This is a genomic window from Cupriavidus sp. C3SS-1 (assembly GCF_057073755.1).
Window position 1 is genome coordinate 2,338,822 of sequence record NZ_CP172699.1, and the last position, 12,372, is coordinate 2,351,193.

10 protein-coding genes and 1 tRNA gene are annotated in these 12,372 nt (G+C 65.0%); 2 read left to right on the forward strand and 9 right to left on the reverse strand.

The window, feature by feature from the left end; translation table 11 throughout:
• Window positions 1–25 precede the first annotated feature (25 nt).
• The 5 genes from ACIGJC_RS10865 to rpoD form a co-directional block, all read right to left on the reverse strand.
• Window positions 26–1,264 carry a metal-dependent hydrolase family protein gene (locus ACIGJC_RS10865; protein WP_483708780.1) on the reverse strand — a complete coding sequence of 413 codons (1,239 nt, stop codon included), beginning with the start codon at window positions 1,262–1,264 and terminating at the stop codon, window positions 26–28.
• A 1-nt stretch (window position 1,265) separates the two neighbouring features.
• On the reverse strand, window positions 1,266–2,603 hold the full coding sequence (locus ACIGJC_RS10870) for an MFS transporter (protein WP_483708781.1): 1,338 nt from the start codon (window positions 2,601–2,603) through the stop codon (window positions 1,266–1,268).
• A 214-nt stretch (window positions 2,604–2,817) separates the two neighbouring features.
• Entirely contained in the window at window positions 2,818–3,201 is a 384-nt protein-coding gene (locus ACIGJC_RS10875) for a single-stranded DNA-binding protein (protein ID WP_483708782.1), read from the reverse strand.
• 135 nt (window positions 3,202–3,336) lie between these two features.
• Window positions 3,337–3,415, reverse strand: a tRNA-Ile gene (locus tag ACIGJC_RS10880).
• A gap of 10 nt (window positions 3,416–3,425) precedes the next feature.
• Window positions 3,426–5,696, reverse strand: a complete 2,271-nt coding sequence (gene rpoD / locus ACIGJC_RS10885; RefSeq protein WP_483708783.1) for an RNA polymerase sigma factor RpoD — start codon at window positions 5,694–5,696, stop codon at window positions 3,426–3,428.
• On the opposite strand from rpoD, the gene ACIGJC_RS10890 reads away from it, so the two are divergent.
• Complete coding sequence (locus tag ACIGJC_RS10890) at window positions 5,686–6,090, forward strand: hypothetical protein (protein ID WP_483708784.1); 405 nt, start codon at window positions 5,686–5,688, stop codon at window positions 6,088–6,090. The two genes, rpoD and ACIGJC_RS10890, sit on opposite strands and share 11 nt — an antisense overlap.
• 97 nt (window positions 6,091–6,187) lie before the next feature.
• Here ACIGJC_RS10890 and dnaG read toward each other — a convergent pair whose 3' ends face one another.
• From dnaG to ACIGJC_RS10905, 3 genes are all read right to left on the reverse strand, one after another.
• Entirely contained in the window at window positions 6,188–8,002 is a 1,815-nt protein-coding gene (gene dnaG, locus ACIGJC_RS10895; RefSeq protein WP_483708785.1) for a DNA primase, read from the reverse strand.
• A 193-nt stretch (window positions 8,003–8,195) separates the two neighbouring features.
• A complete protein-coding gene (locus tag ACIGJC_RS10900) occupies window positions 8,196–8,642 on the reverse strand; it encodes a GatB/YqeY domain-containing protein (protein WP_483708786.1) in 447 nt (148 codons plus the stop codon).
• A gap of 225 nt (window positions 8,643–8,867) precedes the next feature.
• Window positions 8,868–10,118 (reverse strand): BaiN/RdsA family NAD(P)/FAD-dependent oxidoreductase, encoded by a 1,251-nt coding sequence (locus ACIGJC_RS10905; protein WP_483708787.1) that lies wholly within the window; start codon window positions 10,116–10,118, stop codon window positions 8,868–8,870.
• A 163-nt stretch (window positions 10,119–10,281) separates the two neighbouring features.
• Here ACIGJC_RS10905 and tsaD point away from each other — a divergent pair, with 163 nt between their 5' ends.
• The gene (gene tsaD / locus ACIGJC_RS10910; protein ID WP_483708788.1) at window positions 10,282–11,316 is read left to right on the forward strand and encodes a tRNA (adenosine(37)-N6)-threonylcarbamoyltransferase complex transferase subunit TsaD; all 1,035 of its coding nucleotides are present in this window, start codon (window positions 10,282–10,284) and stop codon (window positions 11,314–11,316) included.
• Window positions 11,317–11,386: 70 nt separating this feature from the next.
• On the opposite strand, the gene folE2 is transcribed toward tsaD, so the two are convergent.
• Window positions 11,387–12,199, reverse strand: coding sequence for a GTP cyclohydrolase FolE2 (folE2, locus tag ACIGJC_RS10915; RefSeq protein WP_483708789.1), 813 nt, complete (start codon window positions 12,197–12,199; stop codon window positions 11,387–11,389).
• Window positions 12,200–12,372: the final 173 nt, after the last annotated feature.

Below are 12,372 nucleotides of genomic sequence, written 5' to 3' on the forward strand. Positions count from 1 at the left end.
GGCCACCGGGCCTAGGTTTCGTGGATCAGGACGCGCGACGGTGAATGCGCCCGGCTTGCATCACCACGCTGAGGTGTTCGCCCTGACCGGCGATCAGGCCGATATCGTCGAGTGGATTGCCATCCACGAGCAGCAGGTCCGCCGTCGCCCCGGCCCGCACGGCACCGAGTTCGCCATCGCGCTGCAGGATCGCCGCGGCGATTGAGGTGGCCGAACGGATGGCCTCGAGGTTGCCGAGCAGTTCGGAGCGAATGCGGAATTCTTCGGCCTGATGGTCGTGCATTTCACCGAGCAGGTCCGAACCGTAGCCCATCTGTACGCCGGCATCGGCGTAGATGCGCAGCGAGTCGCGGCCCGCCTGGCGCACGGTCTCGATCTTGGCAACCGAGTCGGCGGGCAGGCCCAGGCGCGCGCCATCGCGTGCCAGCGCGTCATAGGTCACCAGCGTCGGCACGACAAAGGCGCCGTGCTTGCGCATTTCGTCCGCGGCGGCGCGGTCGACCAGATTGCCGTGCTCGATGGTGCGCACGCCGCACCGCACCGCGCGCGTGATGGCACGGCCGGTGTACGCGTGGGCCATCACATAGGTCTGCGCGGCCTCGGCCTCGGCCACGATGGCCCGGATCTCGTCTTCGCTGTACTGGGTATTGCCGATCGGATCGGTCGGAGACGCCACGCCGCCGGACGCCATGATCTTGATCTGCGTGGCGCCCTTCTGGATCTCTTCGCGCACCGCGAGGCGCACCGCGTCCACGCCATCGGCCACGCGCGCAATAGCGCCGGCGCGGAACGCGCACGAGCACGGCTCCAGCACGTCGGAACGCGGTCGGAAGTCGCCATGGCCACCGGTCTGCGACAACGCCTTGCCCGACGGGAAAATGCGCGGCCCCGGCACGAGGCCGGTGGCCACCGCTTGCGACAGGCCCCAATCAGCGCCGCCAGCATCGCGCACCGTGGTGAAGCCGCGGTCAAGCATGCCCTTCATGATCGGCAACGCGCGGATGGCGACCAGTACGTTGGGCTGCACCGCGTTCAGGCCGAGGTTCGCAAGCGACGCCAGCACGTGCACATGGCAGTCGATCAAGCCGGGCATCACGGTCTTGCCGCGTGCATCGATACGCGTGGCGTTGGGTGCATCGATGGCCGGGCCGACAGCGACGATGCGCTCGCCCTCTACCAGGACATCGTGGCCGCGCAGCAGCTCGCCCATGCCGGGGTCGAGCACATCGCCGCCGCGAAAGAGGATCTGTGGAATCTGGGTCATATCAGCGTTGTTGCAGGTAAGCGGGTTCGCGGACAAAGCGCGTGCCGGCCAGGCTGATGGCGGCCGCGATCATGACGTAGATAGCCGGCGCCATGCTGCTGCCGGTGGTGGCGATCAGCCAGGTGATGATGAACGACGCAAAGCCGCCGAAGATCGTCACCGCGAAGTTGTAGGCCACAGACAGGCCGGTCGACAGCACGCGCGCGGGGAACAGCTCGGAGAACGCGGCCAGGATCGGGCCGGTATAGGCAGCGATCAGGATGCCGAACACCAGCTGGAACACCAGCAGCGACAGCAGGCCGGGCACATGGTTGATATACGCGAACATCGGCCAGGCCAGCACCAGTATCAGCAGCGCCGAGCCGCTCAGCAGCACCCGGCGGCCGATGCGGTCCGCCAGCCTGCCGACCAGCGGCGCGAACAGCATGATGGTGCAGCCGCCCACCATGCCGGCGATAAAGCCGTCCGACTGCGGCACGCTCAGCACCTTGACGGCATAGGTCGGCATGTAGAACAGCAGCACGTAGGTGCACACCGTCCACAGGATCACCATCGAGAAGCTGGCGAACGTTTCGCGCGGGTAGGCCTGGAACACTTCCTTGAGCGGCGAGTCGGCGCGTTCCGTGGTTTCGCGGAAGGCCGGGGTCTCGTCGAGATGGTGGCGGATGTAGTAGCCCACGGGCCCGATCACGATACCGAGCAGGAACGGCAGGCGCCACCCCCAGCTGCTGAGCGCTTCGGGGCTCAGCGAACGCGTGACGAAGGTTCCGACCGCTGCGCCGAGCAGCACGGCAACGCCGATACTCGCCTGGATCCAGCTCGAGTAGTAGGCGCGCTCGCGCTCGGGCGCGTATTCGGTCAGGAAGGCCGTGGCGCCACCCATCTCGCCGCCGGCGGAGAAGCCCTGCAGCAGGCGCGCCACCACGATCAGGAGCGGCGCGAAAATCCCGACTTGCTGGTAGGTCGGCGCGAGGCCGATCAGCGTGGTGCCAAGCGCCATCAGCAGGATGGTCATCGACAGTGCGGCCTTGCGGCCGACACGGTCGGCATAGATGCCGAGCACAATACCGCCGACCGGCCGCATGAAGAAGCCCACGCCGAACGTGGCCACGGCCAGCAGCAGCGAGCTGAGGTCATTGCCGGTGGGGAAGAACAGCTTCGCGATGATGATCGCGAAGAAGCTGTAGACGGTAAAGTCGAACCACTCCAGGCCATTGCCGATCACCGTCGCGATGATGGCGCGCCGCCGCTGGGCGGGCTCGATGACAGGCGCGGGCTGGGTGCGGCTCGCGGACGAATAGGTGGCGGTGGCGCTCGTGGGCGCGGCGCTGTTGTGCATGGGTCTCCTCATCGGTAACCACTGCCGCGGTTCGTGGCGGATGCACCGTTCGACTGACTAGCAGATGGTGAGCCGATGTTAGGAGAAGGGGCGCAGCGAGCGTTAGCGATATCTCTGCATGCGGGCATGCGCGCAGCGCATGGGTAGGCCAACGCCGGTGTAAATCATCCCACTGCACGGAAGCGAGACTTCGAGACCCTCGCGGCGCTAACGGCTATCGACGATCGTCGTCATCCTCGAACCCGCCGGAGTCGGCACGGCGCGATGCCGGCTCTTGCTCCATCGCCTCACGCTTGTGCTTTACGTGGTAAGGCGTCAGCAGCCCATGCGCCACCAGGTCAAGCGCGGGGCGTACCTGGCCGTTCTTGTCCGTCCAGACCTTCGGCGTCAGCGAACCAGACAGCGACACGCTGTCGCCGTCCTGCAGGGCCAGAAGCGCATCGCCTACGCTCTGCGTGAACGTGATCACGTTCACGATCACGGCTTCACCGTCGCCGGTCGCGGCGCGCACCCTTGCGGTGACGAAGCGGTGGCCGCCATTGCCGGTGCGCTCGGCCGGCTGGCCGTACAGCTTTCCGGAGATCAGGGCATCAATCATTTGGGGACTCTTTGGTGGTAGTCGTGGAGGGCGTTTCGGCTCGCGGGTGGTGAGGCGCTGATTTTGGCGAAGTGTTCCGCCGAGCCAAAAAAAACAAAGGGGTTGCGGACAATTTCCGCAACCCCTCGTGGCAATTGGTGGGCCTCCCGTGAGTCGAACACGGCACCAACGGATTATGAGTCCGCTGCTCTAACCAGGCATGAGCTAGAGGCCCTTGGAAGCGTTTAACTGCCCTCCAGGAAACTCTTGAGCTTATCAGAGCGGCTCGGGTGGCGCAGCTTTCTTAGTGCCTTGGCTTCTATCTGGCGGATCCGTTCGCGCGTGACATCGAACTGCTTGCCGACTTCTTCGAGCGTGTGGTCGGTGCTCATCTCAATGCCGAAGCGCATGCGCAATACCTTGGCTTCGCGCGGCGTGAGCGAATCCAGCACGTCCTTGACGACGCCGCGCATGGAGCCGTGCAGCGCCGCTTCGGCCGGAGCCAGCGTGTTGGTGTCCTCGATGAAGTCGCCCAGATGGGAGTCGTCGTCGTCACCGATCGGCGTTTCCATGGAGATCGGCTCCTTGGCGATCTTCATGATCTTGCGGATCTTGTCTTCCGGCATCTCCATCTTCTCGGCCAGCGTTGCCGGATCCGGCTCATTGCCGGTTTCCTGCAGGATCTGGCGCGAGATGCGGTTCATCTTGTTGATCGTCTCGATCATGTGCACCGGGATGCGGATGGTGCGCGCCTGGTCGGCGATCGAGCGCGTGATGGCCTGGCGGATCCACCACGTCGCGTACGTGGAGAACTTGTAGCCGCGGCGGTATTCGAACTTGTCCACCGCCTTCATCAGGCCGATGTTGCCTTCCTGGATCAGGTCGAGGAACTGCAGGCCGCGGTTGGTGTATTTCTTGGCGATCGAGATCACCAGGCGCAGGTTGGCCTCGGTCATCTCGCGCTTGGCTTCGCGCGCGCGCTTCTCGCCCTCGGCCATCTTGCGGTTGACGCCCTTGAGTTCCTTGAGCGGCAGCACCACGCGCGCCTGCAGGTCGATCAGCTTCTGCTGCAGTTCATGCACGGCCGGCACGTTGCGCTCGACGATGGTGCTGTACGGCTTGCCGTCGGCGATCACCGTGTGGATCCACTCGAGGTTGGTCTCGTTGCCAGGGAAGCGGGCGACGAAATCCGCGCGCGGCATGCCGCACTTGTCCACCACGTTGTTCAGGATGGCGCGTTCGAGCTTGCGCACCTCGTCCACCTGGCCGCGCAGCGTGTCGCACAGCCGTTCGACGCTGCGCGCGGTGAAGCGGATGCCCATCAGCTCGGACTGGATGGCTTCCTGCGCCTTGACGTAAGGCTTGGACTTGTAGCCTTCCTTCTCGAAGGCGCGGCGCATCTTGTCGAACTGCTCGGCAATCACGCGGAATTTTTCGAGCGCGGACAACTTCAGCTCTTCGAGCTGGCGAGCCGAGGCACCGGCGCCGGCAGCGTCGTCGTCTTCGTCTTCTTCGTCGGATTCCTCTTCGTCATCCGAGTCGAGCTCTTCCTCGTCCGCCGCCGATGCGCCGGCAGCTTCTTGCGCCACGTCGTCGGCGTTCGGGTCGATCAGGCCATCGACGAATTCGTCGATCTTGATCTCGTCGCTGGCGACGCGCTCGGCATTGGCCAGGATCTCCGAGATCGTGACCGGGCAGGCCGAAATGGCCATCACCATGTCCTTCAGGCCCGCCTCGATGCGCTTGGCGATCACGATTTCGCCTTCGCGCGTCAGCAGCTCCACCGTGCCCATTTCACGCATGTACATGCGCACGGGGTCCGTGGTGCGGCCGAATTCGGAGTCCACCGTCGACAGCGCGGCTTCGGCTTCTTCCTCGGCCTCTTCCTCGCTGGTGGCCGACGGGGCGTTGTCGTTGAGCAGCAGCGTTTCGGCGTCCGGCGCCTGCTCGTACACGGCAATGCCGATGTCGTTCAGGGTGGCGACGAGCGTGTCGATCGTCTCCGAATCGACCATGTCGTCCGGCAGGTGATCGTTGATCTCGGCGTACGTGAGATAGCCGCGCGACTTGCCGAGCTTGATCAGCGCCTTGAGCTTCTGGCGGCGCAGCTCGAGTTCTTCCTCGGTGCCCTGCCGGGTCGAGGCGAACTCCTTGAGCAGCGCCTTTTCCTTGGCCTTGCGGTCCTTGGCTTTCTGCTTTTCGGACTTCGGTGCCGCGGCAGGCGTTGCTGTGCGGGTCTCGTTCTCGTCGAACTCTTCGATCACGTCGCCCGTCGTGCTGTCATCGTGCTGCATCTCGGCCTTGGGCTTGCGGCCGCGCTTTTTCGGCTCGGGCTTGCTGGCCGGCGCTGCGGGACGCTCGGATGCAACGGCTGCAGGAGATGCCGCGCGTGCCTTCGGCGCCGGCGCAGCAGCGCCTGCCTTGGCGCTCGCCCTCTTGGCACCGGCGGCGGCCGGCTGTTTGCTCTCGACTTCGGTATTCTGCTGTTTCGCCACGGTGATACTCTTGCCTTTCACTGGTGCAGATGCGGCGACCTTGCCGCTGGTACTGGCGCTGCTGGCGCTCTTGCCGCTCTCGCGTGCCGAAGTCGAGGCCTTTGTCGTTTCAGATGTGCGATTTCTGGTGGCAGTGGTCTCGGCGGGCGATTCAGCGCCTCGCGCAGACTTTGATGGCGCAGACCGGGCTGGCGTCCTGACGGGCGCGGTCGATGTTTTCGCCGCCGCGGATTTCACAGACGCCTTGCCGCTCCCGGATTGGGAAGCCTTTACGGAAACCTTTTCGGTTGCTTTGGCCTTTGCCATTGGCACGCTCACTTTCACCAGATATGGAGAGAAAGATTTCGCAATCCAAACCGGCTATTGTAGCACGCCACAGATAGCCAGCTTCCTGTCAGGTATGGGTTTCACCTGAAAAATCAAGGGTTAAGCTCAACACTGCGCTGGCTTTCCCCTTTACCTCCTCGTTGGCACCACCGCCCCATGCACCAGCGATTGTGCGTATCTGTGCACTAGCCAAGCCGCCTGCGGCGATGGACTTCGCCAACCAGCCAGCGCATGCGTTCCTTGGCTGCCTCGTCGGCCGTGCCCGCGATCACGGCGGCCTGAAGCCGTTCCAGCTCACGACTCAATGGTTCGGCCAGCAGTTTGGTGACGGCGGCGTCGAATTCCTGTGTCGCCGGTTCCTCTTCGATCTCTTCTCGAAGCACCGCGGTGCGTGCAGCCGCGTATGCCTCGGCATAGGGCGATTGCGCCAGATGCTCGCTGAATGCCGCGAAATTCACCTGGCCCTCCACCTCGTCGCAGGCGGCGACCAGGTGCGCGAGAACGTCGGCTTCGCCGCCCTCCGAATCTAACAGAAGTGCACGACTGTCCTCGTCCAGTCGTGCCGACAATGACGGATAGCACATCAACAATTGCAATACGCGCTGCTCCAGACCCGTCGGCGCCTGGCGCCGGGTACGCGGACGCGGCTGGGCAAAGCGCCCAGCCCGGGCCGGGTCGCTGCGCAGGCCGCAAAGCGCCTCGATTTCGGCGGGCGTCGTACCGGTAGCATCGGCAAGTTCGCGGATAATCTGTAGCCGCAGCCCGCCAGCCGGCATGGCCTGCAGCAGCGGCTTGGCTTCATACTGCGCGCGGGCGCGGCCTTCCGGCTGGCGCAGGTCAAGTTCTTCCGTCACCGACTGCAGCAGGAAGCGCGACAGCGGCATGGCATCGCGCACCTGCGCCGCGAACGCCTCGGTGCCCTCTTCGCGCACATAGCTGTCCGGGTCGTGCTCGGCCGGCAGGAACAGGAAGCGAATGGACTTGTTATCCGCCACATGCGGCAAGCAGGCTTCCAGTCCACGGCGGGCAGCACGGCGGCCCGCCGCGTCCCCGTCGAACGAAAACACCACGGAATCTGTCTGCCGCAACAGCTTCTGCACGTGCACGGGCGTACACGCCGTGCCGAGCGTCGCCACGGCATTGGCAAACCCGAGCTGCGCCAGCGCCACCACGTCCATATACCCTTCGACCACCAGGACGTAGCCGGTTTCCCGAATCGCGTGCCGCGCCTCGAACAAGCCGTACAACTCGGTGCCCTTGCTGAACAGCGGCGTCTCGGGCGAATTAAGGTATTTGGGTTCGCCCTGCCCCATGACGCGCCCGCCGAAGCCAATGACGGCGCCTTTGGTGTTGCGAATGGGGAACATGATGCGGTCGCGGAAGCGGTCATAGCGGCGCGGCTTGCCGTCCGCATCGCGCTTTTCGCTACTCTCGATCAGCAGGCCGGCTTCCACGAGCGGAGCCGCAATGCTGTCGTCGCGGTAGCTGCCAAACACCGCTTCCAGGCCCTGCCAGTCATCCGGCGCATAGCCCAGGCCGAAACTGGCCGCGATCTCGCCCGTCAGGCCGCGCCCTTTCAGGTACTGGATGGCTTGCGGCGCGCCGCGCAACTGGCGGCGATAAAAATCGGTGGCGCGTGTCATGGCATCGGACAGCGCTACCGAGCGCGCCTGTTGCTCCGCACGCTGTCCTGGCGGCAGGCGGTCGCGCTCCTCGGGCACGGTCATGCCGACCGACTGGGAAAGCTCACGCACCGCTTCCGGATAAGACTGCCCGGAATACTCCATCAGGAAACCGATAGCCGAGCCATGCGCACCGCATCCAAAGCAGTGATAGAACTGTTTGGTCGGCGATACCGTGAACGACGGCGACTTCTCGTTATGAAACGGGCACAGCCCCATGAAATTGGCGCCGCCCTTCTTCAGCTGCACATACTTGCCCACCACATCGACAATGTCGACACGGTTGAGCAGGTCCTGAATGAAGGATTGCGGAATCACCCGACTGACCGTCCTGTGGCATGGCCGTCCCGTGGCCGGGCAGCCGCTTTTTTGAAGATGCGTGACCGGAAATGCTCCCGGCTGCTATGGAATGATTGTAGTGTAGGCGCGACATTGCGCCCGCACTATCTGCATCGCCGGCCATTTCCAACTATTTACCGGCAATTTTCCAACTACTGGGTTAAACGCGCACTTACCTGGACAGCGCCGCCTTGACCAGCGCCGAGACGGCGGTCATGTCGGCACGGCCCGCAAGCTTGGGCTTGAGCACGCCCATGACCTTGCCCATGTCCTGCGGACCTGCAGCACCGGTATCGGCCACGGCCTGCTGGACTTCGGCGGCTATCTCGGCATCGGACAGCGCGGCCGGCATATAGACCTTGAGCACATCGACCTCGGCCTGCTCCTTCTGAACCAGGTCGTCTCGGCCGGCCTGCTGGAACTGGGTGATCGAATCCTTGCGCTGCTTGAGCATCTTGTCCACAACGGCGAGCACGGCGGTGTCGTCCAGCTCGATGCGCTCGTCGACTTCGCGCTGCTTGATCGCGGCCAGCAGCAGGCGGATAGTGCCGAGACGCTCGGTTTCGCGGGCGCGCATGGCGGCCTTCATGTCGTCGCTGATTCTGGCTTTGAGGGACATCGTGATCTTCCGGAAACGGGTTGGCAGGCGGCTGCGGCAAGCCAGAAACGCAAAAACCCGCCGCGGCCTGGCCACAGCGGGCCTGCGCGCAAAGGCGGGCGCCGTCAGTACAGCAATGTTGGGCAGCACCTGGCTACCAATGTGCTTGTCGCAGGGCCAGTTATGCAGAGTTGTCGATTGTAGCACCACGCCTCAGCGGCGGAAATTGCGCCCCAAACGCCTCACTCAGGCGATGGCGCGCCCGTTATGCGCTGTCTCGGCCAGCGCCTGTCCGGCCGCGACGGCCGAAGCCCAGGCCCACTGGAAGTTGTAGCCGCCCAGCCAGCCGGTCACATCGACGACTTCGCCAATGAAATACAGGCCCGGAACGTCCCGCGCCATCATGGTGGAGGAAGACAGGCCGCGCGTATCCACCCCGCCCAGCGTCACTTCAGCCTTGCGATACCCTTCGGTGCCGGACGGCACCACGCGCCAGTCGTTCAGCGCTGCGCCAAGCCGCCGCAGCGCCTTGTCGGCAATGTCGTGCAGCGGCAAGCCGCCGTCCACGCCAGCCGCCGTGCACCATGCATCCGCAAGGCGCGCCGGCAGGCGCTGCCCCAGCAGGTTGGCCAGGTGCTTGCGGCTGCCCGCCTTGTGCTCCAGCAGCCAGTCGGCGGCATCCTCGCCGTCGAAAAGGTCGATCTTGATGGGCGTTCCCGGCTGCCAGAAGCTTGAAATCTGCAGCACAGCCGGACCGGACAGTCCGCGGTGCGTCCACAGCAGGTCTTCGCGGAAGGCGCCGGCGGCCTTGCCCGAGCCGGTGGAGATATCCACCTCCAGCGACACTCCGGCCAGCGGCACAAACGGCTGCCAGGCCTGGCCGTCGAAGGTCAGCGGCACCAGCGCCGGCCGGGTCTCCACGACCTTCAGCCCGAACTGGCGCGCAATGCGGTAGCCAATGTCCGTGGCGCCGATCTTGGGGATCGACAGGCCGCCGGTGGCCACTACGAGCGCGCCCGCGCGCACGGCGCCCTGCGAGGTCAGCAGCAGGTAGTCGTCCCCCTCACGGCGGACCTCGACGATGCTGCAGCCGGTCTGCCAGCGCACGTGGCCGGCATCGCACTCGGCGCGCAGCATGGCAATGACGTCCTCGGCGCTGTCATTGCAGAACAGCTGGCCGCGGTGCTTCTCGTGCCAGTCGATGCGATAGCGCCGCATCAGGTCCAGGAAATGCTGCGGCGTGTAGCGCGCCAGCGCCGATCGGCAGAAGTGCGGATTGGCCGAGAGATAGTTGGCGGGCCCCGCCTGCAGGTTGGTGAAATTGCAGCGGCCGCCACCCGAAATGCGGATCTTCTCGGCCAGCCGCGTGGCGTGGTCGATCAGCACCACGCGCGCGCCGCCCTGGCCCGCCACTGCGGCACACATCATGCCGGCCGCGCCAGCGCCCAGCACGGCCACGTCATACCGGCCCGCCTGCAAGCCCGCCGAACTGCTCATCCCAACCCTCGCCAAATCCAGACCCTGCCACGCAGGAAAGCGCAGATTGTAGCGAAAAGCGGACCGGGCGCCGGTGTGCTACCCTGCTACGCTTCACGCAACTCGTTGTTTTGACGGCGGTTTCGCTCGGTTCCCGACCGGACCGGATCGCCGCACCGCTCCCATGCTTGTCCTCGGCATCGAATCTTCCTGCGACGAAACCGGCCTCGCCCTCTACGACACCGAAGCCGGCCTGCTCGCCCACGCCCTGCATTCGCAGATCGCCATGCACCGCGAGTACGGCGGCGTGGTCCCCGAACTCGCTTCGCGCGACCATATCCGCCGCGTACTGCCGCTGCTGCAGCAGGTGCTGGACGACGCCGGCCGCAGCCGCGCCGATATCGATGCCATTGCCTTCACCCAGGGCCCGGGACTGGCCGGCGCACTGCTGGTCGGCGCCTCGGTCGCCAACGCGCTGGGTTTCGCGCTGAGCGTGCCGATGATCGGCGTGCATCATCTCGAAGGCCACCTGCTGTCGCCGCTGCTCACAAACGAGCCGCCGCCGTTCCCGTTCGTGGCGCTGCTGGTTTCCGGCGGCCATACCCAACTGATGGAAGTGAAAGGCGTCGGCGACTATGCCCTGCTCGGCGAGACCCTCGACGACGCCGCCGGCGAGGCCTTCGACAAGACCGCCAAGCTGCTCGGCCTGGGATATCCCGGCGGACCCGAGGTCTCGCGCCTGGCCGAATTCGGCACGCCCGGCGCGTTTGAGCTGCCGCGGCCGATGCTGCATTCGGGCAACCTCGATTTCTCGTTTGCCGGCCTCAAGACCGCCGTGCTGACGCAGACCCGCAAGCTGGCCAATACCTGCGAGCAGGACCGCGCCAACCTGGCACGGTCCTTCGTCGACGCCATCGTCGATGTACTGGCCGCCAAGTCCTTCACCGCGCTCAAGCAGACCGGGCACAAGCGGCTGGTGGTAGCCGGCGGCGTCGGCGCCAATCGCCAGTTGCGCGAACGCCTGGACCAGCTTGGCAAGCAGCGCAAGATCGACGTCTACTACCCGGACCTGGCCTTCTGCACCGACAACGGCGCAATGATCGCCTTCGCCGGCGCCATGCGGCTGCAGGCCGCGCCGCAGCTGGCGCAGCGCAGCTACGGCTATGGCGTGACGCCGCGCTGGGACCTGTCGGATATCCGCCTGCCTTCTGCCGCCTGAACGGGCTGCCTGCGCAGGAAACAAAAAGGCCACCGCGAAAGGTGGCCTTTTTGTTTGGATGGAGACCAGCTTACGCCGTCGGTTCCAGCCGCTTGTCGCGCTCGATCACCGCATAGGCGCTGTGGTTGTGGATCGACTCGAAGTTTTCGGCCTCGAGCACGTAGGCCACGATGCGATCATCCGCATTGAGACGCATGGCAATGTCGCGCACCAGGTCTTCCACGAACTTGGGATTCTCGTAGGCGCGCTCGGTCACGAACTTCTCGTCGGGACGCTTGAGCAGGCCCCACAGCTCGCACGAGGCCTCTTCCTCGGCCATGCGCACCAGCGCCTCCACCGGCAATTCGCCCGCCAGTTCGACGTTCATCGTGATGTGCGAACGCTGGTTGTGCGCGCCGTACTGCGAGATCTTCTTCGAGCACGGGCACAGGCTGGTCACCGGCACCAGCGCCTTCAGGAACACGCGCGTCACGCCGTTGCGGATCTCGCCGGTCAACGTGACCTCGTAGTCCATCAGCGATTCCACGCCCGACACGGGCGCGATCTTGCTGATGAAGTAGGGGAACGTGACCTCGATGCGGCCGGCTTCGGCTTCGAGCTTTTCCAGCATCTTGTCGAGCAGCACGCGGAAGCTCGCCAGCTCCAGTGGGGCGCGCTCCTCTTCCAGCAGCGCGACAAAGCGCGACATATGCGTGCCCTTGACCTCGGCAGGCAAATGCACGTCGAGGTTGAAGGTGCCCACGCTCGGGACCACGCCGGCCGGCGTCTTCAGCGAGACCGGATAGCGCACGCCCTTGACCCCGACACGCTGGATGGGGATCTGGCGGGTGTCACGGCTCGACTGGACGTCGGGCATCACGAAGGCGGGATTGATGTCATTCATCTACGGTTTCCTCCAGGACCACACCAGCGGAGTGGCGCAAGCCCTTACGGTCGCGGCATTTTCGCAGTCCATCCATGCCGCGCAACGAGTGTGAAACCACGGCGCCGGCCAAATTCAAGCCGACCCGCAGCTGCGAACACAAAAAAAGGGGAGTTTAAGGGAATTCACACGGA